Source organism: Bacillus sp. UNC41MFS5, from assembly GCF_000686805.1.
In genome coordinates this window covers 19,603-43,327 of sequence record NZ_JMLP01000028.1, presented here as the reverse complement: position 1 = coordinate 43,327, position 23,725 = coordinate 19,603, and the positions used below count along the sequence as shown (strand labels likewise).

General features: G+C 35.6%; 21 protein-coding genes, 2 tRNA genes, 3 other RNA genes and 2 pseudogenes. 19 read left to right on the top strand and 9 right to left on the bottom strand.

Translation table 11 applies throughout. From position 1 onward, the window contains the following. Window positions 1-8: 8 nt before the first annotated feature. From BR30_RS35925 to BR30_RS0114070, 3 genes are all read left to right on the top strand, one after another. Window positions 9-242, top strand: a complete 234-nt coding sequence (locus tag BR30_RS35925; protein WP_269320611.1) for a group II intron maturase-specific domain-containing protein — start codon at window positions 9-11, stop codon at window positions 240-242. 454 nt (window positions 243-696) lie between these two features. Further along, window positions 697-849, top strand: a complete 153-nt coding sequence (locus BR30_RS36710) for a hypothetical protein (RefSeq protein WP_155928609.1) — start codon at window positions 697-699, stop codon at window positions 847-849. A 148-nt stretch (window positions 850-997) separates the two neighbouring features. Next, on the top strand, window positions 998-1,438 hold the full coding sequence (locus tag BR30_RS0114070; protein WP_026565574.1) for a hypothetical protein: 441 nt from the start codon (window positions 998-1,000) through the stop codon (window positions 1,436-1,438). 918 nt (window positions 1,439-2,356) lie between these two features. On the opposite strand, the gene BR30_RS0114065 is transcribed toward BR30_RS0114070, so the two are convergent. After that, window positions 2,357-3,469 (bottom strand): GerAB/ArcD/ProY family transporter, encoded by a 1,113-nt coding sequence (locus BR30_RS0114065; protein ID WP_026565573.1) that lies wholly within the window; start codon window positions 3,467-3,469, stop codon window positions 2,357-2,359. Window positions 3,470-3,526: 57 nt separating this feature from the next. Then, window positions 3,527-3,673, bottom strand: a complete 147-nt coding sequence (locus BR30_RS37880) for a hypothetical protein (protein WP_231507715.1) — start codon at window positions 3,671-3,673, stop codon at window positions 3,527-3,529. A gap of 762 nt (window positions 3,674-4,435) precedes the next feature. On the opposite strand from BR30_RS37880, the gene BR30_RS0114060 reads away from it, so the two are divergent. Then, complete coding sequence (locus BR30_RS0114060) at window positions 4,436-4,921, top strand: DUF2975 domain-containing protein (RefSeq protein WP_026565572.1); 486 nt, start codon at window positions 4,436-4,438, stop codon at window positions 4,919-4,921. A 198-nt stretch (window positions 4,922-5,119) separates the two neighbouring features. Here the strand turns inward: BR30_RS0114060 and BR30_RS0114055 are convergent, their stop codons facing one another. After that, complete coding sequence (locus BR30_RS0114055) at window positions 5,120-5,866, bottom strand: AAA family ATPase (RefSeq protein ID WP_026565571.1); 747 nt, start codon at window positions 5,864-5,866, stop codon at window positions 5,120-5,122. A gap of 196 nt (window positions 5,867-6,062) precedes the next feature. Here BR30_RS0114055 and BR30_RS38420 point away from each other — a divergent pair, with 196 nt between their 5' ends. The 4 genes from BR30_RS38420 to BR30_RS0114035 all read left to right on the top strand — a co-directional run bounded on the left by BR30_RS38420 (window position 6,063) and on the right by BR30_RS0114035 (window position 9,017). Beyond that, window positions 6,063-6,188: a hypothetical protein gene (locus BR30_RS38420; RefSeq protein ID WP_269320610.1), complete on the top strand. Its 126-nt coding sequence runs from the start codon at window positions 6,063-6,065 to the stop codon at window positions 6,186-6,188. A 99-nt stretch (window positions 6,189-6,287) separates the two neighbouring features. Further along, window positions 6,288-7,295 (top strand): DnaD domain protein, encoded by a 1,008-nt coding sequence (locus BR30_RS0114045; protein ID WP_026565570.1) that lies wholly within the window; start codon window positions 6,288-6,290, stop codon window positions 7,293-7,295. 2 nt (window positions 7,296-7,297) lie between these two features. After that, complete coding sequence (locus tag BR30_RS0114040; RefSeq protein ID WP_035445563.1) at window positions 7,298-8,554, top strand: replicative DNA helicase; 1,257 nt, start codon at window positions 7,298-7,300, stop codon at window positions 8,552-8,554. Between the two features lie 37 nt (window positions 8,555-8,591). Further along, window positions 8,592-9,017, top strand: coding sequence for a hypothetical protein (locus BR30_RS0114035; protein WP_026565568.1), 426 nt, complete (start codon window positions 8,592-8,594; stop codon window positions 9,015-9,017). A 308-nt stretch (window positions 9,018-9,325) separates the two neighbouring features. Here BR30_RS0114035 and BR30_RS35230 read toward each other — a convergent pair whose 3' ends face one another. Continuing rightward, window positions 9,326-10,036, bottom strand: a complete 711-nt coding sequence (locus BR30_RS35230; RefSeq protein WP_051633616.1) for a hypothetical protein — start codon at window positions 10,034-10,036, stop codon at window positions 9,326-9,328. A 557-nt stretch (window positions 10,037-10,593) separates the two neighbouring features. On the opposite strand from BR30_RS35230, the pseudogene BR30_RS37875 reads away from it, so the two are divergent. From BR30_RS37875 to dcm, 3 genes and pseudogenes are all read left to right on the top strand, one after another. After that, window positions 10,594-10,811: pseudogene (locus tag BR30_RS37875) on the top strand (nucleoside triphosphate pyrophosphohydrolase); the annotation flags it as partial. Between the two features lie 154 nt (window positions 10,812-10,965). Continuing rightward, a complete protein-coding gene (locus BR30_RS0114020; protein WP_197032335.1) occupies window positions 10,966-12,363 on the top strand; it encodes a Sau3AI family type II restriction endonuclease in 1,398 nt (465 codons plus the stop codon). Between the two features lie 343 nt (window positions 12,364-12,706). Then, window positions 12,707-13,951 (top strand): DNA (cytosine-5-)-methyltransferase, encoded by a 1,245-nt coding sequence (gene dcm, locus BR30_RS0114015; RefSeq protein WP_026565566.1) that lies wholly within the window; start codon window positions 12,707-12,709, stop codon window positions 13,949-13,951. Between the two features lie 135 nt (window positions 13,952-14,086). Here the strand turns inward: dcm and BR30_RS0114010 are convergent, their stop codons facing one another. Further along, window positions 14,087-14,464, bottom strand: a complete 378-nt coding sequence (locus BR30_RS0114010; protein WP_081825449.1) for an ABC transporter ATP-binding protein — start codon at window positions 14,462-14,464, stop codon at window positions 14,087-14,089. A gap of 238 nt (window positions 14,465-14,702) precedes the next feature. Here BR30_RS0114010 and BR30_RS0114005 point away from each other — a divergent pair, with 238 nt between their 5' ends. Beyond that, a complete protein-coding gene (locus tag BR30_RS0114005; protein WP_026565564.1) occupies window positions 14,703-16,610 on the top strand; it encodes a DEAD/DEAH box helicase in 1,908 nt (635 codons plus the stop codon). A 586-nt stretch (window positions 16,611-17,196) separates the two neighbouring features. Then, entirely contained in the window at window positions 17,197-17,334 is a 138-nt protein-coding gene (locus BR30_RS36705; protein ID WP_155928607.1) for a hypothetical protein, read from the top strand. A gap of 517 nt (window positions 17,335-17,851) precedes the next feature. On the opposite strand, the gene BR30_RS0113990 is transcribed toward BR30_RS36705, so the two are convergent. The 3 genes and pseudogenes from BR30_RS0113990 to rnpB all read right to left on the bottom strand — a co-directional run bounded on the left by BR30_RS0113990 (window position 17,852) and on the right by rnpB (window position 20,119). Beyond that, window positions 17,852-19,267, bottom strand: coding sequence for a zinc ribbon domain-containing protein (locus BR30_RS0113990; RefSeq protein WP_026565563.1), 1,416 nt, complete (start codon window positions 19,265-19,267; stop codon window positions 17,852-17,854). A 3-nt stretch (window positions 19,268-19,270) separates the two neighbouring features. Continuing rightward, window positions 19,271-19,620: pseudogene (gene tnpA / locus BR30_RS33480) on the bottom strand (IS200/IS605 family transposase). 150 nt (window positions 19,621-19,770) lie between these two features. Beyond that, an RNA gene (rnpB, locus tag BR30_RS35915) (RNase P RNA component class B) lies at window positions 19,771-20,119 on the bottom strand. A 278-nt stretch (window positions 20,120-20,397) separates the two neighbouring features. Between rnpB and BR30_RS0113975 the strand changes: the two genes are divergently transcribed. The 6 genes from BR30_RS0113975 (at window position 20,398) to ffs (ending at window position 22,389) form a co-directional block, all read left to right on the top strand. After that, entirely contained in the window at window positions 20,398-21,276 is an 879-nt protein-coding gene (locus BR30_RS0113975) for an aldose 1-epimerase family protein (RefSeq protein WP_026565561.1), read from the top strand. A 235-nt stretch (window positions 21,277-21,511) separates the two neighbouring features. After that, complete coding sequence (locus BR30_RS38415) at window positions 21,512-21,640, top strand: hypothetical protein (RefSeq protein ID WP_269320609.1); 129 nt, start codon at window positions 21,512-21,514, stop codon at window positions 21,638-21,640. 112 nt (window positions 21,641-21,752) lie between these two features. Further along, window positions 21,753-21,843, top strand: a tRNA-Ser gene (locus BR30_RS0113965). Window positions 21,844-21,852: 9 nt separating this feature from the next. Beyond that, window positions 21,853-22,214: a transfer-messenger RNA gene (gene ssrA, locus BR30_RS35910) on the top strand. Between the two features lie 20 nt (window positions 22,215-22,234). Further along, window positions 22,235-22,306 (top strand) — tRNA-Lys (locus tag BR30_RS0113960). Continuing rightward, an RNA gene (gene ffs, locus BR30_RS35905) (signal recognition particle sRNA small type) lies at window positions 22,306-22,389 on the top strand. Before BR30_RS0113960 ends, ffs begins: the two co-directional genes overlap by 1 nt. A gap of 123 nt (window positions 22,390-22,512) precedes the next feature. On the opposite strand, the gene BR30_RS0113955 is transcribed toward ffs, so the two are convergent. Continuing rightward, window positions 22,513-23,010, bottom strand: coding sequence for an acyl-CoA thioesterase (locus tag BR30_RS0113955; RefSeq protein ID WP_051633615.1), 498 nt, complete (start codon window positions 23,008-23,010; stop codon window positions 22,513-22,515). Window positions 23,011-23,725 lie beyond the last annotated feature (715 nt).

The window sequence follows — 23,725 nt, the reverse complement described above, 5'->3', positions numbered from 1 at the left end:
TAGAGAATATCAATCCTGTTATCAGAGGATGGGGTAACTACTATCGTAAAGCTCACGTTAAAAAACTCTTCAATAAACTCCAACGCTGGATTGTAAGAAGAATATGGAGCCATCGATTTAAAAGATGGCGAAACATGGGTTGGAAGAAACTTCACGAATCCAAACTCTATTCGGATTACAAACTTGTAAACCTTATTTCATTAATTCCAGATTTAGAATCTAAAGTTGCATCTAAAGGATGACATAAAGGAAAGCGGATTACGGGAAAACTGTACGATCCGTTTGATTGAGCGGACGGAGGAAGGCTTTTGCCGACCTCCTTCGACTCTACACCAATGAAGTTGGGTAATGCCGATGGAGGAAAGGCTAGCTACCAGCTATCACCCTTAGTAGTGAAACATTTTCTACACACAGAGGTAGGTATAATAAATGGAAACAAAACTACTAAGGATAGCAGAAATAGCAAAGTCTAATATTAAAAGATTAATTGTATTTTTGTGAATGGTAACTAGGAGGAGCCGTGTGCATTAATAGTGCAAGCACGGTTCTGTGAGGGGGGTGGAGTTCAATTTACCGCAAGGTAAAAAGGCTCCCTTCTACTCGACTAGCTAGGTTTTCCATAATTTTCAGTTGAAAGTTCTATATAAAAATGTAAGCTTTTCTTTGACGAAATTTTTACATTTGAGGTAACTAACGATGTCAGAAGAGATTTTTGTACTTATTATAGCAGTTGGTTTAATCGTTTATGGCGTTTCGCAGTTTATGAGGGGATACCAATATAATAAACACTTGCAAGAAGAAGACCGAAGAACTGGCAACTATGTCAATGGTGCTTTAGTAAAAAATTAAGGAACATTAATGAAGTGATTTGGTATTTTTCAATATTCTGCAATCGGGTGCCTTTCTTAAATAAAAAGGTGTCTTCTTTTATTACGTATAAAATTATATATAATTTGTAAACTAAATTTATCCACGTTAAGATTAAGGAATTGATGATATGGTCCAAGATAAGGTGTTAATAATTGGTTTATTAGGTGTTCTGTCAACAATACCAGGAGAGATTGCTTCGAGGATATTTGTTTATTTTGGCATTGGTAAGTATGGCATTTATGAATTAGCAAGCCTTATTATTACATTTAACAGGCCTGTATTTACCATAGGATTAATTGTAGATTTTTTAGTTGGTAGTGTTTTTGCAATCTTACTTTACTTTATATTTGAAAAGTTCGGTTCATGCCATTTAGTTATTAAAACTACTTTGTGCAGTTTACTGGTCTGGTTAGTATGTGAACTTTTGTTTTCAGCAATAATAGAAGGTAAGTATATACCTATTAGACCCATAAATGATTATTATTCCCATATTTTCAGTGCCATGATTTTTGGTATTACATTAGGACTGTTGATAAAAAAATTTATATTCGAGAAGTTAAATTCCTGATAAATTTAACCCTTTTACCAACTCCTCAAGTATTACTTTAAGAAGGCTTCATTTTGTTATGTTCCTGTATCTAATACAACATATATTAGGGATTGGAGTTATATTAAAGTGTAGAAGATATTGTGAAATATTACACTTACACTAACGGGTGCTAGAGTTTAAGACTGGGATGGCTGCGGCGATCCCTTTTTTTATTGCACTTACGGGCAAGTTATTTTTAAGAAGAAAAAAAATAAACGTCACCCATTTTACCGTTTTATGGTAATGTTAAAGTAGTTTATTTATAAGGGGCGACAAAGTTTTGGGGATTATTTTAATATTATTTTACGGCTTTATGGGTTTAGTCGTTCTATTTCTTATAATTGCTATGCAGTTAGTAGTGGCATTGATAATTCTAAGCAAGTTAAGGCTTTAAGGTCCGAACTTAAAGAAATAAAAAAACAACTTAAGGATTTAGATGAAAATGTGAAATAACTTTGTGTTGTTATTCAAAGGGCCAAAAACCATTTTAAAAGTATTGATTTTGGCATTAGAAATGCATCTAATGATTTTATCTTTCCTTAGTTCGTAATATGTTCAACCTGCCGATTTTCTTTGTTTTAGAAGCTATGATATTTGAACAAGGATTAAACAGTCTGATAGAAAAAGAAATTCCATACAATAAGTTATCTAAAGAGGGCTATATCATCAAAATTAATACCTCAGAACAATTGGAGGTTTTTTGTAATTTATCTGAGGAGGTAACGCCAATAGGTTTAGAGTGTTTATATTTCACGGACTAGGGTTTTCCAAGGCTAATTTCATATCCCAGCAGATTAGACACCGAATTGGGATAAGAGTTGAATGTTAATTCACTGTTAATCACAAAACCATAATTTCCTATGCAAACAGCCATTAGCAAAATAAATGGCTGTTTTTTCAATTTAAATTTGTATGAGGTTCTTTCTTCCTATTTCGAAAAAATGCGATAAGCAGTAAGATGCTTGGAATGATAATTTGAAAAGGTAAACCTATATATAATGGATAAAATTCAAAACCTTCCTTAATAAATTCAGCATACGTCGATGCCGTGGTTATGGATGAAAATAAAACAATCATTCCAATTGGAAACGACAATTTTGCCTTTTTTTTAAACTGAAATAGATCTGCTGTACCCTCAACAGCTGCATACAAATACAGTGTTATTTTAAAAAAACCGCTAATGACTAGGTAGAGCGCAAAAAGAATATCAACCCGCTCAATAAAATCTGCTAGTTGAATTCTTGAAACGGTTGTTAATAATGGGAAATTTGAGCGGATATAAAGTTCTGGACCAATGGTTGAAATGGTAATAATCACGGTAATGGTAATATTAATCCCGCTTAAAATCATCCCGCCAATACAAACAAATTTTATTTTCTTTCGTTCATTCACAAACGGGTATATCATATTGAAAATAAGTATTTCTCCAAAAGGAAATGTAAGTATGCCAGGAAAAGCCTCTTTAAATATGGGTTTCCATCCATTTTCAAGAATAGGCTTTAGTAATTCAAAATGGATTAACCCGGAAAAAATAATTAACAGAAATCCTAATATAGCTATAAAATAAATAATGCCAAAATAAATCTGCCCCACTCTTGCGATAACCTCTAAACCTTTATGAATAGCATAGATGATGGTCAGAATCATCAATGTATTAAGGACAAATAACGGAGTATTTGTATAAACAGTCGTTAACAAGAGTTCCCCAAAATCTCGTAAAACTACTGAAGCAGTATAAATAAAATAGATGATATAGAAAAAGGCGATAATCCGGCCTAGCCATTTTCCTGCTATTTTTTGTATATAGTTGGTCAGAATTAATTCTGGATAAAAAAGAAACAGACGGTAGTGTATAAGGAAGACGATCAAACCACCTGCTAACCCTAATAAAATGGCAATCCATGCATCCTGTTTTGCATTTGCTCCTAGACCAAAGAGGATAGAGCTACCCATTTCAAATAAAAATATTAGTACGAAAAGCTGGGCTGCACTTATCTTAATTTTATCCATTTACTACATTTCCCCTTTGCTAAGGGTTATTTTGTTAAATTATCCCATATGGTGATTTTAGTTACTGGCAGCCTCCAAGATGTGACAAGGTAGAAATAACTTCCATGCTGATGAGTGTCTTGCCACCAACAATTCAGTTGTGGTACGGAATTCTGGATCGCGGTCCAGGTCATCCAATATATTGAGTAAATCCGTTCTAGCCACTTATTCATAAATGACAACTATCACCCAATATTAGGTAGGTTGTCCAAAAAACACCAAACCATCCGATTGGCATTTAAAAATAAATAAAAATAGATAGCTATAAAAAAAATTTGCAGGTTCGATTCCTTAAAAAAATTCAAAAAAGTAGTACTTTATTGTAGATGAATCTTTAAAAAGGGGCGCAACTATGCAGAAACCCTATAGATCAACTTTTTAGGTTCCTATCAATCAATAATCTTCAAGTTCCAGCTTTGGGAACGGTTCAGCAAACAAATAAATTTTGTGAAGTATCGTACTTAAACAGACGGGTGCAAGAGTAAAAGATTCGGATGGCTGCGGCGATCCCTTTTTTTATTGTATTAACATAAGCAGTTTATTTGAATAAGCACAATAGAAACGTAAGACGACATTATCTCCAATGCCCATTTTGGATTAATAATTTTCTTCATTAATTTGATTTCTTAATGTCAAAACTTGTGGGATAAAAATACTTTGTAACTAAGACTCCTAGTGATATGATTTTGTTATTCATTAAATATTTACTTTATTAAACTATTTGGAAGTTTTGTTGAACAAGTTGTAAATTTAACATTTTAAAGTAAGAGCATTTCTTTGTAATGAGAAATGCTTTTTTATTTTTGTCAAAATTAAAAGGATATTTCAATAACAATAATAATATAATAAAAAATAATACTAATTTATTGTAAAACGATAAATTATATGTTAAAGTCGCATTGTCATTAAATAAGTGAGGTGTTTTAAATGTATGTTAAACGAGGTTCTACCACTTTCTTAAAGGTCATTATTTTTCTGGTTGGAATTGCAGTGCTTACTTTGTGTATTTATTGGATGCCTGTGTTAACCATTAAAGATATAAAAGCACATCCAGGTGGGGATTACTCGCTATATCCCCTTTTAGTATGTGCGTATGGAATCTGTATTGCATTTTCTTTTTCGCTCTATCATGTATATAAACTATTAACCTATATCGAAAGGAACAACGCTTTCTCCGAGTTATCTCTTAAATCTTTGAATGTTATAAAAAAGTGTGCTTTTACAGCCATTTTCTACTTTGTGTTAATGATAATAAGCCTTAAGGTGATTTCTAAAATCTCTGGAGACGATCCAGCAGGTCCTATATCACTAAGTCTAATGGGTATTTTAGCAACAAGTATCATTGCAGCCATTGTGGATGTACTTCAAAAGCCATTAATAAATGTCCCAGATATTAAGCCAAAAAATGATTAACGGTAGAATTTAAGGGATAGACATTAAGCTATCCCTTCTTTCCGTTTATTGATGTTATTTACTCAGAGAGAGCCATTGAGAATTTCATTGATATTAGTGACAAAAAACACGATGTGATTTGCAAAGTTTGCACCTCATAAGGGAACCCGCTAATGGAACGCGTGCTTCCTTTTGTTTTTCTCACTGTTAAAACTCTACCTACGATTCCAAAAGATGATGAAGCATCCTTTTAGGGTCATTTAAAAACTGTTTCATGATCTGAAAATGATTGGTTTCTTCAAGTTTTTTCTCTTGAATTCCATCTTCGCTCAATTCATATATCAGTGAGTTTGGGTACGACATAATGATTGGTGAATGGGTTGCAATAATGAGTTGAGAGTGTTGATTCGCTAAGTCATGGATTCTAGTGACCATTGACATTTGCCGTAAGGGAGAAAGAGCCGCTTCAGGTTCATCAAGGATATAGATTCCATTCCCTCCAAAACGATGAACAAAGGTGGAGAAGAAGGCCTCTCCATGTGATTGTTCATGAAGGGATTGTCCGCCAAAAGAGTTAATAATCTTCGGACCTCCACCCCCCTGATCCAATTCCTCAATATTGGAAGCCACATTATAAAAGCTTTCCGCACGTAAGAAGAAACCGTCTCTTGGCTTATCAATCCCCTTGATCAATTTGAGATAGTTTGTTAATTCAGAGTGGGAATCAAACGTAGAAAAGTTGAAATTAAAGGATCCACCCTCTGAATTAAACCCTAATGAAACGGCGATTGCCTCCAATAAGGTAGATTTCCCCATTCCGTTCTCACCAATCAGGTAGGTAACCTTGGGATGAAAGGGGAGATAATCTAATGATCTAATACTAGGAAGATTAAATGGATATTGGGTAAATGCAGGTACATCATCTCGCTTTAATATTACACTTCTTAAATAAGGGGAATTTATCACCTTACCTCACCTACCTTACTTTTTTACCATCATTCTATCATGCGTGGAGAATAACCCACGCAAAAATTAGGCTTGGATATATGATATAAGAAAGAAACACGGCTTTACAAAAAATAAGCTAAAAAATCACCAAAACATCAAAAAACGCGTTCAAATTTCAAATTTGGAGGCGTTTTTTGGCGTTTAAGTACCAAAAATGCCCTCAAATATGAAAATTGGTGATTCGCTTTACCCTGCCAAACTAGATATCTTAGAAGAGCAGAGGATGCGGGCTTTCACCGAAATCCCGCGTAAAGGACATGGAGATGAAAGAGTGTCATAAAAAATTCACATTCTAGTGAAAAACATATGACCTTTTTCTTCATTTCTTCCTATATGAAATATGAAGAAAATTTAATTAGAAGAAAGGCAGTGGTTGAGGATGGCAAAGTTTAGAAAAGTACGTATTGATTTTTGGATGGACCCAATGGTTTCGGAGGAAATGACACCAGAGGACAGATACTTTTATTTATATCTTTTAACGAATCAGCGTACTACTCAAATTGGAATCTATCAGATAACGAAAAAGCAGATGGCCTTTGATATGGGCTATTCCATTGAAAGTGTCCATTCATTAATGGAACGATTCATCACGCATCACCAGCTGATTCGCTACAATCTTGAAACGAGAGAACTTGCCATTAAAAACTGGGGAGAAAATAACTTTGATAAAGCTGGGAAACCCATGATGGATTGTATTACTTCTGAATTAAAAGCTGTCAAAGATTCCTCATTAATTCAATATGTTTCAGAGTTGATTCAAAAACAGGAATTCCGCAGCCTTTATGAATCTTTTTGTAAAAAAGAAGAGGATATTTTCAGCATGAAAGGTAATCACCAAGATGAGATTGCTACCGATCTTACTCCTGTATGGGAAGAGATAGACGATACGTGGACGAATCCAAATACGATACGTGGACAAGAAAAAGATAAAGAAGTAGATAAAGAACAAGATAAACAACAAGAAGTTCTTTACTCCCAAATTGAGAGTTATCCAGATAGTCACCATCCCTTACATAATAATCAAAAACTAGTAGATGTTAAAGAAATTGTAGAGTTTTGGGACAACAATGGATTTGGTTTTAGTAACCTGAATGGTAAACAGCAGCTGTTAGACTGGTTAGATGATTCTAAATTTTTACAGCCCAAAGCGGTGATTTTAAAAGCGATGAATATTGCCTGTGCCAATAACAAGCGAAGACTGACATATGTGGTTGGTATTCTGAAAAACTGGGAAAATGAATCTTTACTGTCCGTAGAAGAAATTGAATCATATATTGAGAGCCGTAAGCCTGTACAAAAACATTGGCAATCCAAGGATTCCTTTCCTCGAGGAAGAGATATTCCAAGTGGCTTTGACTTTGATATTACGGCAGGTGAAGACTGGTGAGTATGGCGGAAAAAGCATTTTTAGGAAGCCTGATGAAGGCGGAGTACTTACTCAAGGATACGGTAATCAAGCCTGAACAGCTGGAAAGTATACGGCATAAAGAAATAATGCAGAGGATGCTGGATTTAACCCAGGCAGGCAGGAATATTGATTTAATCACCTTTACCACCATGCCTGACCTTGAATCCTTTGGCGGGATGTCCTATCTTTCCGAGTTGTTAGCATTTGCTGACCTGGAGAAGTTTGACAATACGGAGAAGCTGATCCTTGATTTGTGGAAGGAGCGAGAAAAAAGGAACATCTTAACCCTGGCAGCCATGAAGGATTGGGAGATTGCAAAAGTCATTTCTGAATTGGATAAAATTAACCAATTAAAAGTGGAGGATCACACGTCTTTAACACAGGCGTTGTCAGATATCTTTGAGGCACCTTGGGAGGATCAAAAAGATTTGATAACCGCAACAACAGGAATCCAAATGCTCGATAATTTGACGGGAGGGTTTCAAGATGGGGAAGTGACGATCATCGCCGCTAGACCCTCAATGGGAAAGACCGATGTGATGCTTCATTTTGCCAAAATGTCAGGATGGGCTGGGTATCTGCCGCTGGTATTTTCTCTGGAAATGCCTGAAAGACTGATCACCTCTCGACTGATTGCTTCGACAGGGAACTTCAATCGAAGTAAAATGCGGGATCCGAAACGAATGCTAAATCAAGACCAAAAAAATAGTTGGTCAGATGTGATGGGTCTACTCTCTGAAACCCATATGCAAATTTTTGATGGATCTGGCCAAAGTATAGCCGAAATGAGAGCGAAAACACGAAAAATGATCCATCAATTTCCGTACAAAAAACCAATCATCTTTATCGATTACTTAACGCTCATTCATTGTGGCCAATCCTACGGTGGAAATTCCCACCTCCAAGTGACGGAAATATCGAAATCTCTTAAAACGTTGGCGAAGGATTTTAATTGCCCCGTCATTTGTTTGGCGCAGCTCAATCGATCGGTTGAATCCAGAGCCGATAAAAAGCCAATGATGTCCGATATCCGAGAATCGGGTAGTGTAGAACAGGACGCCGATGTTATTTTGTTCCTCTATCGTGAAGTGTATTATAACAAGGAATCTCAGAATAAATCTCTTGAAATCATTGTTTCGAAAAACCGAAATGGTCCAGTTGGAAGCATCGCAGTCAATTACAACCAGCACACAGGGAGAATTGAGGAACAGAAGGAAAGGAATCCAACCGGGGAATGATTTCGCCGAAAAAATCATAAACCGAGGTGTGAATCACATGATTGTGAAGGATCTTTACATGGATTGTTTCCGATATGAGGAATCATCATTGGCCCATTATATCTACCATTTACTAGCAGAGAAGAAAATTTCTTTAGAGGACGATTTTTCCATAAAAGACATAGGACAAGCGGACCATCAGAAAGTAAAAGAATTAATTCAAGACAATGTATTAGGTTTTCATAAAGTGGGCATCTACTCCCTGAAGATGAACCAGAAGGATTTTGTCTTTATCTTTGCTGCTAACAATCAAGAGGCCATCCAATTTTATACCAAAACATTTCATCAAAACCCATTGAACTGTCACGAGTATTCGCTAGATTACCAGATCGCAAGAGGGAATGATGGGATTTCGTTTCGGGACTTGAGGAAGGAATTCGAGCGTGTTCCTGCTATAGCGGGATATTTTAAGAAGGGAGGATGAATGTGAGAGCGCAGGAACACCCCTATACCTAGTTTAAAGACGTCTAGGACTAAAACATACGGAAGGAGGATTTCAACTTAAATGAAATTACTATAAGTTTACTGAGGACTCTCCGATTTACACTTCCTGATGGCAGGTTGAACAATAAATTTAAACATAATTAACATATTAATTATAAAACAAGCCTGTTTCAATCGAATTAGGCTTGTTTTATTATTATAAGAATATAAGCTATCGAAATATCCAGAAAAATTCAGGGAATTTAATATTGCTAATGAGGACTAAAGGCACGATGAATTGTGGCGAGTTTAAAATCTTTGAAATTGTTTTTTTAGCCAAATGTTATTATCCTTATTTTGTGCATAAGGTTTATCTCGATAAATCATAAAGTGGAAAGTAGCAAATTCTTTTAAGGTGTTTTTTTGTATCACTAGATTGATGGGGGTCTCTGATAAATATTCAGTATAATAATAGTAATGGTTAGATGAGGGATGGATATTATCCAGTTTTCCAAACTTTTTTGATGTAATAATGTTTTCAACTGTGACTTGGATTGCTTGCTTATTAATGTCATATTTTTCATTTAAGTAATTTTGCAGGTTCTTTCGGGAAATTAGCAAAACCTCCACTGTCTGAAAATGTTCTACTTTCAGTTCAGATACTTTTACAGCCTGTCTCTTTGGCCAAGCTAAAAGATAATAATCAGTTTCCTTGGTTTCGTCATAAAACCATCCTTGACGCCAAACATTATCTTTTTTATAACTTAATTCGAATGCAAATGTAGGTATTCCGTTTGGATAGTAAAGAGTTGCTTTTTCATCAAGGATAAAATTAGAACCATTAAATGTAAATGTTACATCTATGCCTCTAAATTGATTATTTAGATAGTTATTTTTTTCAGGAGTATTTCTAAAAAACTCCTGAATTTCTAACTTCGCATAGAAATATGTATCTAAGAAATTTGCTAATACATTTTCACCATTTAGATCGACTTCAAAATTACTCTTGGTTTTCCTCATTTTACTGCCTCCTGTTCGGTAAATTAATAATAGTTAATGAATTCAACAACGACACTGAAAGTCCTTTGGATAAAATTGAAGGTTTTAAGGCAAAAGGATAATTTTATAAGCTGGTATTAAGGAATAAGGGGATAGACATCGAAATTGTCCGAAAAATTTGGTTTAAATTCCAGAGAATTAAATGAATGCAATAATCATTCTTTGGGTCATTTGCTTAGGAAGGAGTAGTAAATAAAGATTATTTTTAATAACCACTGCTATACGTGCTATAAACAAAGGATGAAACGTAAAGTATAGAATTTTTGCTGATTAGGAAACAGATATCGCTGCAGGATTCAGACACTGTGCAGTATACCTCCCAGAGAAGCATGCTATTTGGAAGATTCAAAAAGTAAAATTGCTTTAGAATGGTTACCTTGATTCATTGTTAAATGCTTGTTGCTTTAATAATTTTTATTTTTATATACTGAGAAAGCACATTAAAAATGTTAAATAAGTACTTTCTAACCTAATTCTTTTATAATATAGGTATATTCTTTTTGTGGAGGTTCCTTAATATGCCTATTCATAATAAATTGGTCCGAGACCGTATCCCGGAGTTATCGAGAGCACGGGAAAAAAGTTATCTTCTAGAATTCTAAATGATGAAGAATACATAAAAGAGCTTAAAAATAAATCCTTTGAAGAACTTAATGAATACATAAATACAGAAAATAAAAGTGATGCAATAGAAGAGTTAGCCGATCTTTTGGAGATAATCCATGCATTGGCTGAATACCAAAAAAAATATTGAAATTGGTCTTAGGTATACCGGTGGAACCGTACCAGGAAAAATAATGAAACCTTTTCTTAATCTTGTTAAAGAAAAGGTTTTAATTCAATATTAACCTTATATATAATGGTAGATCAATATTTTGGGGGTTATAGGGTTGGAAGCTAAAATTCCTTATGATATTTCTTCATCGTCCTCTATTGAGGCATTTGCAAAAAAATTGATTGGTAAAACTTTTCGAGATGTATTACCTGAAGATTATAAAATGTATGAAGGTAAAGGTGGTCTTGGACAACTCCTTGAAAAATATTATTTCCTATATGAACCTAATAGCGAGCATGAACCTGACTTCAAAGAAGCAGGGGTTGAATTGAAAACAACACCTTTCAAAAAGTTAAAGAAAGGGGACTTATTTTCAGCAAAAGAAAGATTAGTGTTAAATATCATAAATTATATGGAAGTCCACAAGGAAGAGTTTGAGAACAGTTCATTTCTTCATAAAAATAAGCTCATCCTTTTAATTTTTTATTTATTTGAAGAGGATATTGCTAGTCTTGATTATCAAATCAAGTTTGCTCAGTTATTTGAATTCTCTGAAGTAGATTTGAAAATTATTAAAGATGATTGGAATAAGATCATTCGAAAAATACGAGCCGGTGAGGCCCATTTACTTTCGGAAAGTGATACCAACTATCTCGCGGCTTGTACAAAAGGAGCAAATGCAAGCTCTGTAAGAAAACAACCGTTTTCCGATGAACCTGCAAAACAGAGAGCCTTTTCTTTAAAGGGATCCTACATGACCCAATTATTAAGGGATTATATTTTTCCAGGGAAGAAAACGTATCATCAGGAAATTGTCAAAGATACAAAAATCCTAGAAAGCAGAACATTCGAGGATTATGTTCTGGACAGAATTCACGAACACCAAGGGAAATCAATTGAAGAAATTGCAAAAATGTACGGTGTAAAAGACAAACCAAATAGTAAAAATTACGCATCAAAAGTAGCCCTGGCCATGCTCGGTGTACAAACGAAAAATGCCTTAGAATTTGAAAAAGGAAATATCAAAGTTAAAACCATTCGAGTAGAGCAAAATTGTTCGGTAAAAGAGAGTATGTCTTTTCCTGCATTTAAATTTACCGAGATTATTAAGGAAGATTGGGAATTATCTTCTTTACGACAAATCCTATTGGATACCCGATTTTTATTTGTCATCTATCAATTTAATCTTGAGGGTAATCTTATTTTGGATCGAGGTATGTTTTGGAATATTCCCTACCATGATTTAGAAACAGAAGTGAAAATGGTTTGGGAGAAAACAATTTCAATCATTAAATCAGGTGTAAAAGTAGTTAAAAAGAGCGGAATTAGAGAATTTAACAATCTACCTTCTGGTACTGAAAATAGGGTTGCACATGTTAGGCCTCACGGAAGGGATAAAACGGATACCTATCCATTACCAACCGGAGGGGAATTTACAAAACAATCGTTTTGGTTAAATAACTCCTATATTAAAGAACAAATATCTAAGAACGAATTGAAAAACCTGAAATAATAAATTATGATCAAAATAGGCAGCACTGGAATTTTTCAACTGCCTATTAATTTTTTTTACTTTTGAATAGAACGCACGTTCCATAATTGGTATAATGAAGTATAAGAATTTCAAGGACCTTAATTGACAGTAATCTTTGGCAGAGAAAAGAGATGTGAAAGTATTAAGCCTTTGTGGTAATATAGATTAATCTGTTTATGTTTTTTATTTAAAATTACTAATGTTGGTCATTTTAAGATACTAGATAATCATTCATAATTACACTTTTTTTGATGGTTAATCTTTGGCTGACTATTATAATAATTTTTTCTTAGGTATAATTTGTACCGAAAGGATGTTCGTTATGTTAAATGTTATAGAACTATTTGCGGGGGTAGGCGGATTTCGCCTTGGACTCGAAGCAACACAAGGATTACAAGTTGTGTGGGGGAACCAATGGGAACCCTCTAAGAAAGCCCAGGATGCATTTAATTGTTATGCAAATCATTTTAAAGATAATGGAATACATTCCAATGAAGATATTGGAACGGTTGATGAAAAGGCATTTAAAGATATGGATATTAGTGTCATTGTTGGTGGCTTTCCATGTCAGGACTATTCAGTTGCACGCAGCCTTTCTGGTGAAAAAGGAATACAAGGAAAAAAGGGAGTTTTATTTTGGGAAATTATGAGGCTTGCCACTGAGATAAAACCAAAATATATTTTGTTAGAAAATGTGGACCGACTCTTAAAATCACCTTCAAAACAACGAGGCAGAGACTTTTCCATTATGCTCGCTAGTTTTCGAGATTTAGGCTATTCAGTTGAATGGCGTGTAATAAATGCAGCTGAATACGGACAAGCTCAACGTCGTCGTCGAATCTTTATCTTTGCTATTAGAAATGATATTCAGTTTATACAGAGTAAAGTTAATGTTGAAAATCCACAAATGCTTCGAACTGAAGGTTTTTTTGCAGGAGCCTTTCCCGTACTTGATGAGGATAGTAAAAAAAATCATTCTTTTGATTTTAAAGAGCATATATTGGATATATCAGATAATTATTCTAAAACATATTATAATTCCGGTATTATGAGAAATGGGAAAGTTTATACTGAGGAAGTAATTCCAAAAGTTGAAGCGCCCATAACATTAGGTGAAATGCTTCAACCTGCCGTTGATGAAAAATACTACTTAAAAGATAGTGCAATAGAAAAATTTGAATATCTAAAAGGCCCTAAAAAGATAGAACGTACGGCATCAAGTGGTCATAAGTATATATTTTCAGAGGGAGGAATGTCTTTTCCGGAGCCTCTTGATAAACCTGGTCGAACCATGCTTACAAGTGAAGGTACTGTTAACCGCAGCAGTCATGTCGTGGAAGATCCAGAAACCAAGCGATTACGTATTTTAACTCCTGTGGAATGTGAACGATTAAATGGATTTCCTGATAATTGGACAGAAGGAATGTCAGAAAGAATGCGATACTTCTGTATGGGAAATGCACTAGTTGTGGGTTTAATAGAACGTATGGGAAATAGAATACTTGAAATTGAAAAGGAAGACATTAAAGCGTTGAAAGAACAGCCACTACAGATGAGTCTGTTTTAGTTTTTGAAAGTAGTAATGAATCATATCCTTGGCACTAATAGTGCCAGGGATATTTTTTTTGCATAAAAAGCAGATATATTGCGATGTATGTCATTGTCTTTCCATATTATCTCCAAAGTGGTATTTATTACCTTCCTACCTTTTTCTCAATACTCCTTTTTTCACCAGATTTACAAGCGTTCCCTTATTTTTATAGCGATTATAAGCAATTAATCTATTTAAATCTTTAATCGTCAAATGAGCTGAATCAATCGCCAGTTCGAATTCCGGCTTGATCTTTTCTATTAATGAAAGAGCGTATTCAATCTGCTTCGGAGTTAAGGAGTAATCTTCATGATCCTTTGATTGACTCTGGATTAATTGATCATTTGTTGCAGATTGTAATGTAGCCGCATGCTCCCTAATTTTTGCCTCTACTAACGCCTCAACTTCCGCTTGGCTAATCGGATGGACGTCCACTCGTTTAGTCGGTTGGTTTGTATTAAATATTTTATCAAGTATTCCTTTAAACAAAGATCTCCACTCCACTTTCTTTCAATCTCGTATTTCTAAGTAGGAAAATTTTATCATTTCTATTATTAAACGAATAAATTAAAAATACAATGAATAAGGGTAATTTTGTTTTTTTTAGTAGAGTTTTGCAAAAAATAGGGACTAAATACATCGAAAACAATAGATTACTGTAATTTTTTAGGGCTATTTGACTAATTGTAGTATAATGGAGAAAAATGCAAATTTTGGAGCGGTGAATATGGCGATTACAATACCTGAAACAATTAGGTCTACTGCCACAACGGGTGAGCGATTACTTTTCAGAACTTTAAAAACCTATCTGCCAGATGATTATATAGTTTATTTTGAACCGGAAATTCAAGGTAGGAAACCAGATTTTGTGATTATTGGTCCGGACCTTGGAATGGTAGTGTTGGAAGTGAAGGATTATACCAGAAATACACTCTTGCAAATTAATCATGATGAATGGCATATCGTGGCAGCCAATGGTGATCAAACCATTATCCCCAATCCCATGAATCAGGCGAGAGACTACGTGTTTAAGATAGCTGATGTCCTTAAAAGGGATAAGAATCTAATAGAGACAGATGGAAAACATAAATTGAAATTGAAGTTTCCTTTTGGATACGGTGTTGTTTTTACGAGATTGTATACGAAGGACTTTATTAAGGATGGACTTTACGCGGTTATTGAACCAAACCTTTGTTTAACAAGAGATGAAATCGATCCTGAAAAAGAGGGATTCTCGGAAGAAATCTTGATTGAAAAAATTATGAATATGTTTGTGATTCCATATCGTTTAAAGGATCCACTTTCCATCGCAGACATTAATGCGATTCGTTATCATTTATTTCCTGAGGTTCGCATTAGCGCAGAATTTAAAGCAACTGTTCCTTACCAAGATCAGCTTTTACTGTCACTTCATGATATTAAGACAATGGACCTTCACCAGGAGAATTTAGCCAAACAGATCGGAGATAAGAACCGTTTGATTCGCGGTGTGGCAGGAAGCGGGAAGACGATAATATTGGCCAGTCGAGCTAAGATGCTGTCAAAACAAAATCCTGATTGGAAAATTCTTATCCTTTGCTATAATATCTCGCTTTCCAATGCGATCCAACAAATGATTAATCATATGCTCAATGAACCTGAGGATCTATTTGATTTTGATCCTTCGATGAAGGCTGTACAAAATCAAAATATTATCGTTCGGAATTTTCATGCATGGCTGAAGAATGATCTAAAAATAAGAGAGCAAAATCTTTCAGAAATCATCGATAAAATCGAGAAGAAAGAAACTATCCTTCCATCATATGATGCGATTTTGATAGATGAAGGGCAGGATTTTGACGCGGATTGGCTCCGTTTAGTGAGCTTACTAATCAATACGGATACCCAGTCTCTCTTATTGGTAGAGGATCGAGCGCAGACGATTTATCGGCGAAAACGATCATACTTGCAGGATACGGGTTTATCTTTTCAAGGTAGGTCAAAGGTGTTGTCGATTAACTACCGAAATACTGCCCAAATTGTAAAGTTTGCTTGGGAATTTTATCGTGAGCATTCGATGTTTAGAAATAAGGTAGTGAATCGTAGTCTTGAAGGTGAAATCATTGCGCCGCAAAGCACGAAACGGAAAGGGCCCGAGCCTGGGATTATTCGAGCTGCCAATTTCTTTGATGAAATGAGAATGGTTGCGCGGCAAATCAAAAGGCTGCATGAAGAGCGGAAAGTCCCTCTAGATGAGATGTTAATCCTTTACCGAGTGAAGCGGACCCATAAATATCCGATTGTTGATCTAATTAAGCGTTCACTAGGTGAATTAGGACTCCCTAACTACTGGATTACCGAGAATGACGTATCAAAACGATCGTTTCAAAAAGAAGATGGAAAGGTCAAAATTAGTACCATTGATAGCAGTAAAGGACTCGACTTCCAAGCGGTGTTTATTGTAAATGTGGATTCAATGCCCTTTCCCCTTGAAGAGGATAAAGAACGTGAGGTTTCTTTATTCTACATCGGAATGACAAGAGCAAAGGAATATCTTTGTTTGTCGTATTCCGGTGAATCCGAATTTACACACTATCTTGATCGAATTTTGCTTGAGAGGAACCAGAAGAAAAGCGGTTTAGTAGAGATTAAATAAAGAAGGTGTGTATGCTTGGATTTCGAAAAAAAGAAACAACTGTTAGAAGAATGGATAAAATTGCACAAAGATAAATTCAGAATCGAGTTTGCTGCCGAGGGACAAGAATAAATAATCAAAAAAATGAAACCTTCATACATATACATTGCTCAAACTATCGTGATTCCTGTGAACGCATCTATACGTATCTAGAGGAATGTTTTTTTTTTAATGTTTAACCCTATACTTCACTCCTCAGTATCAAGGTTCGAATGAATGTATAATTGCTTACCATACAATGGATTCGTTTCGTTTAAATATATTCCACTTTATATTTTCCATACAAATACATTAACAATAATCCCGCATTTTAGGATGTGCGAAAAAAGGGAACCCTGATTTCAAAATCAACAGCGTTTTCTTATGTGGTTATTTTTGAGAATTACTTTGAGACCTTCGAGGAGCAACAAGATGTGATTTTTGTTGTTAGCACCCAAAACGGAACCCGTTACAAAAATTTGTATGGAAGTGCGCTTTTTTAGGTTTCTAGAAAAAAATCTTTATTAAAAAACAAAGTGGGACAAACTAGATTTGAAAGGGTGAAGTTATGGAAAAGGATAAAAAAGTATCGGAGAATTTAAGTTATGAGTCAGATGGAAAGATGGGTAAAAACCATAATAAGGTAAAAGATAACAAAAAAGCTCAGGCTGATGATTTCTTTAATACCACACAAAACAGCGAATAAAAAATAAAACCTACTTACAACCTGCGTAAGTAGGTTTTTGATAGCTCTTACCAACAGAAAATTGGTCATAGATAGAAGAGTTGTACGAAAATTTATGTATTTTTTGCGGGGTTATAAAACTTGGACGATTGATTTATTAGCCATATTGCTCGTCCAACCCGCAATCATATGAAGCTTTGAACGATTAATTGCTTATGAAATGGATGTAAGCCAGGTTTTTGTCCTTCCGTACTTCAATCGGCAGAAAGCATCGTACTAGAAGTGTACTGACACTCACCCATCCATAAATGGAGGGGGTTCCACCTTTAAAAAACCTTGGCTCTTCCAAAATCTATAATTACTATAAAAGATGGACTTCACCTTGGTCTAAAAGGCTTCGACAGCCGAAATCGTTTGAATGCAAATAATCGAAACATGACTATCTACATGGGCTCGGATTCCCTTGCCACTCACAACTTATTGACTGTTTCGGGGTATGTCTGCACCGAGAGATTTTACCTATTAATCTCTTAGGAATTTATATACCAAATGTTGAGATAAATTTTCTTTCTAATCTCATGTTTTTCAAATTCAAGATGCACTCATTTAAAACATTTGAAAGTTGAGGCCACTCTTTTTCAGCCTTTTGAATATCTACTTCATTTGATTTTGAGACATATCTAGCTAAAAATGCACTGTATAAATCACGTTGTGCCAAGACCCCGCATTCACAAATATGCCAGCGGTCCTTGAGTCTTTTTTTCTTAATAGCCCCACAATGGCAGGTTTGAGATAACTTTGTAGAGTAGGTTGGAAACTCTCGGAACCTTCCGCCTTGTGATTCCACTTTTCGTTTTAACATGTTTAAAAACATACTGGGGGCTTTTCTACCGATACTTTTTCCGAACATTTTTTGAAAAGCTTTATAGGAGAGTTTCTCTGTTAAAATGGAGGAGGCTAGTTGTAGGATTTGATTGGTATCTCGACCATGGAGTTGTTTTCTTACTTCTTTCATCTTACGTTCCAATTCTCTATGTTCTGAACGCGTCTTTATGTATCTTTTGGAGTTGACCCACTTCTTTTTACCTTTTTTCATCACGCCATTGCTTTGATAATGGTTGAGGTTATTGGCTCGTCGCTGCCGGTCCATTTTACGATTGATTCGTCTTTTTTCCTTATAGATTCCTACCACTTCTTCACAAAATTCCTTTAATTCGGCTTTCGAATCCCCTACCATCGCAATGGTGGAAGGACCAATATCTAGTCCAATCTCTTCTTTACCTAATTCATATTTACGATAAGGGTATCCTTCAAGAATCAACTGAATATAAAAACGATTTTTTCCCTTTACCTCTTTTTTTATGATTCTACAATATTTTATTTTATGCTTTAAGGCATGCTGCATCCATAGATCTTTGGGGTCGAATAGGCATTTTAACGAAAGTGTTTTTCCGATAAAAACATAACCATTCGAATAAGTAAGAAATGTTTTGTTGTTTTTGCCTTCTAAGGAAACAAATTCTCCCTTTCGTTTAAACTTCACCTTTTTCGCTTTCTTAAAAGCGAATTTTTGCACGGCCTTAAAGGCTCTTGTCGAAAGTTTTTGACAGACGTGAGTCCCTAAATGTTCCGCAATAAACTTTGATGCATTCTTCGTTTTTGTCCCGAAAGATTGAATCGAATAATCAGTAAACCCAAAAGATGTATTAAGGTATATAAAGTTAGCTCTACGCTGCTCTATATCTGTTTCCGAAGTTTTAGATAATTGGACAGTCTCCTTATACAATTTGGTGTTTTGAATGGCCCTAATCCTCTTCAAACCTTCTCCTAAACAAGCATTATAAAGCTGTCTTCCACAATCAGATAATATCAAAATTAACTTTTCTTCCTGTGCATTCGTTCTTAATCGAATCGTTGCGATAAAAGAAGGCGATTTTACTTTTGATGCGGTCATGGTTTACACTCCTTTTTGATTTTCTATGTACTTTTTACAACATCAAGTGTTGTACCGCCATCAGTTGATACAAAATAGCTATTGGTCCATAGAGAAGGAATTCTATGTTTTATCCATGGAAATTCGCTGTGTAAATAACGAGAACTTCTTCCTTTCATCATTCTAATGAATATGAGTTTATCAATTCCAAACTGTGGATCGCACTTCACAAGTAGATGAACATGGTATGGTATAATTTCCATTTCGATTACATCAGACTTTGTCTCTTCTGCAACCTCTAATAGAATAGATTTAAGTCTTTCATCTACTCCATCTATCAATACATTTCTTCTATATTTAGGACACCAAACCACATGGTATTTGCAAGAATATTTTACATTATTATAACTTTTATATTTAGACTTTTCATATCTTAATTATATCAAATAAGTTTATCTAACGCTAATTTTCAGGAACGTTTGTTCTAATGAATAAATAAATAAACAACCTTAGCCCATCCATGAATGTAGGGGGCTTGTGGTGGTTTGTTTTGGTCATCTATTTACCGGCCAAAGGCCAATTCATCCGTTAGGGTCATTTCCAGCGGGATGATGCCCCTACCTTAATTTGGGTTGCTCGCTCGTGGGGTTTACCCGTTCCATCTTTTCCGTTTCCAGAAAAGTTCGTCACTGTGGCACTTTCAGGTTATTCTCAGCATATCCAAAAGGACGTAGCATGATTTCACTCGCCGTCAGCCGAAACGTCTAATCGGCTGCCCACCTTTGCAGGTGGCACGAACACTACAGGCATCTCAGCAGTGTGCGAGCCTGGACTTTCCTCAGCTCCTGTAAAGGAACCGCGACTACTCACCATTTCATGTTTATGAATTCGTTCAGAAGCGACAACACATAATATATCAAGGATACAATGATAAATCCTTAGTAGTTTTATTCCTATGTTTCCAATTATGTTTGGTATTCTCAGGTTAATTTCTCTAAAGGTCAATTTTAAATTTAATTCAATACTTTCCACATAAACAAAAGTCGTCATATAAAATTTTACAAGATAATTTTTTGAGATTTGTCCTTCGTTTTATGAAGGATAACTTTCCACCATGATTCATCTTAAACATGAGAGTTGAGGGAAATATGATGCTTTTAATTGAAAATGATTGGCTAAAGGTAAGTATAGTAAGAAACGGTGCAGAAGTACGAGAAGTGAAGCATAAGAAAAATGGGCTAGACTATATGTGGACAGGGGATAACGCCTACTGGGGACGAGTCTCTCCGGTCTTATTTCCGATTGTTGGACGATTAAAGGGAGATCGGTATCAACTGGATGATCATACCTATCAGATGTCACAGCATGGCTTTTTGCGTGACGTTGTATTCGAAGTTGAAGAGCAGACAGATACAACCGTTTCTTTTGTGTTTGAGTCTGCTGGACGCTTCAGTCATGTTTATCCTTATGAATTTAAAGCGATAATTCGATATTTACTCAAAGAGGACTCCCTAATGGTTCAGTGGGAAATCGTGAATGAAAACAAAGAAGTAATGTATTTTTCAATGGGTGCTCATCCGGCATTTAAGATTCCGCTTGTAGAAAATGAAACCATCGAGGACTACCGTTTAAACTTTACTCCTGCTGCAAATAAAAATGTAATGGAATATGAGCTAAAGGATTCTCTTATCCATGAAAGAGGAACTGCTAAAGATATTTCAACGATTCAACTCAAGCACACTTTATTTGCACATGATGCTCTTGTCTACAGCAATATCGATCAAATTACATTGGAATCTAATAAATCAGGTCATGGAATAGAAGTATCGTTCGAAAAATTCCCGTATGTTGGAATTTGGTCGAAATATATGGACACTACTGGCACTATAGCACCATTTGTTTGCATAGAGCCTTGGTACGGAATTGCCGATACGTATAATACATCTGGGAACATGAAGGAGAAGATGGGAGTGAATAAGCTTGAAGCAGGAGAAACATTCCTAGCTGAATATATAATGAGGTTTAAATAACATTCAAAAGGAGATTGTCTATTTGTTGCTAATTTAAATTAATGCATGTCCTGGTATGGAGAGAGACATATATAGAATTCGTTTTATTCCATGATCACTAAAAACTGTCAATGGCGTAATTACCGAGACAATTTTCATGAGTATTGGAATTAAATAATAAAGTTAGGCTTCCATCCAATCGTATTTAGGTGAAAGCTCATAAATTACTTTGACTATAAATGAAAGGAGGATATTAATGTATTACTACATTATTTTTCATCACTACCATCCTTGGTATAGACCAACAGTAATTCCATTAATTCCTCCACCACCAGTGCCGCCTGCAGCTGTTACCTATAGGTATATGTTGAATGGATTTCGGTAATCGGAAAACCAGGACTTTTAAACTACCAAATTTTACAGCTATCTTCCAAATTGAATCGATGATATATTTTTCTTGTAAGTTCTTAACGGAACTGACGCGAAACTTTTATTACAGAGAAGTACTCAAGAGGCTGAAAAGGCGCCCCTGCTAAGGGGGTAGGTCGGGTAATCGGCGCGAGGGTTCAAATCCCTTCTTCTCTGCCATTATATTATGGGGATGTCTTGGTATCGACAGGGATCGTTTGAGCTTATATCGCGAGTCGAGGGATTCGGCCTCGTTAAAACGATAAAGCCTATAACTGGCAAACAAAACAACAACTTCGCTTTCGCTGCCTAATAACAGTCGTTAGCGGTTCCTCCCTCCATCGTCCATGTGGTAGGGTAAGGGACTAATACTAAGTGGACTACGCCTAATTCCACCGTCTGAGGATGAAGGAAGAGACGAACCAGACTAGCTGCTTCAATGCCTGTCAGTAGGCTAAAGAAGTTAGTGAAATCAATTCTACTGACTACACTCGTAGATGTATAAGTGCCAAGATCTTTGCACACGGGTTCAACTCCCGTCATTTCCACTAAAAATAAAAAAAGTTTTTATACCGTAGTAGTATAGTGGCAGTCCCTTCGGGGTTTAACCGATCGGTCGTAGGTTCGAGTCCTACCTGCGGAGTTTAGTCCAACAAAGACACTAGGAAACTGGTCAGGGCGGGAACGCAGCAGCCATAACTTGTGAAATTGTGTGGGCTATTACATAGACCTAAAAAGCTCAAAACGCTAAACTCCATTTTAATATGGGGTTTAGCGTTTTTTTTCTAAATATTTGGTATCATTTGCTAAATTTGTTGAGATATAAATATGAACACTGTCATGCCCTTGTTATTTCCGGCCAAACGTTTGTGCGAGATGCTTGCTTTGTTCTCTTCGGAGCTTTCGGGCAATGGACCGCGCTTCTCCGGTATCAAACAAATAGTGTTCTTCCTCCGTTTCGGGATAGACAGATGGCACAGGGGCCGGATGCCCTTCTTTATCTAACGAGACAAAGGTTAAAAACGAAGTCGCCGCCACCCGGCTTTCCTTTGTAAAAAAGTTGTCAGCTGTTACTTTCACAAACACTTCCATTGAGGTGGTCCCGGTCCAAGTGACAAACGCTTCTAATGTGACTGCATCTTCAAGGGTGATCGGATGTAAGAAATCAACCGAATCGGTACTTGCGGTCACCGTAGGTTTTCCGCTGTGTTTGATCGCTGCAATACCAGCAACCCGGTCAATTCGGCTCATCAGAGCGCCTCCGAAAAGAGTCTGGTGCGGGTTTGTGTCATTTGGCAGGACTCCGTCTGTTTGAATAGTTTTCGATTCACTGCAAGATTTTCTCATAGATATATTATCCTTCTTTCACTAATTGTATTTTTCCCTATTATACCAGAAATGAGTTTACATCTTTTGAAAAGGATGAGACGTAACAATTATTAAACGTTGTTCTATTATTATTACTGATTCTAATCTAGGGAAGAATATTGAAGCATTTGATAATAGCGATTTTCGCTTAAAATCAAGATAAAGACTCGAAGAATATGCAGAAGGGGGGAATGGAGTTTCGTATACGGCCATCGTTGGGATAGTAACAAACTTGATCCAACTTAGCATGATTATGAAGTTGATTTACTTGCTTTTATTTATACGGATACCAACGAAGTTTTCCGAGCAAATGGTTGAAGGAAGATGAGGATTGCTTTAATGAGGATTGCTTTAATGAGCATTTTAGGAATCTAAGTTAAAGAGGATTACTATGATCCTTTAAATGGAAAAGGTAAAAGCGAGTTGGTCATAAAATCCCAACTCGCTTTTTTAAATTGCCCCTGCCAAGGAACTTTATTTTACCATAAATGATAGGTAAGTGTTTAGCTTATTTTAATAAGGTATCTAACCAAATAATCCACCCTTGAGTTAAGAGGCTCAGGTGGATTACCACTCTACAATAGCCGCCCTCGCCTGAGGGAACCATCTATTGTTTGACTGGACATGTTGCTGCATGTCTGGTCTTTTTTAATTTATTCATTATTAATTTTATTATAACTCATTTCTATACAAT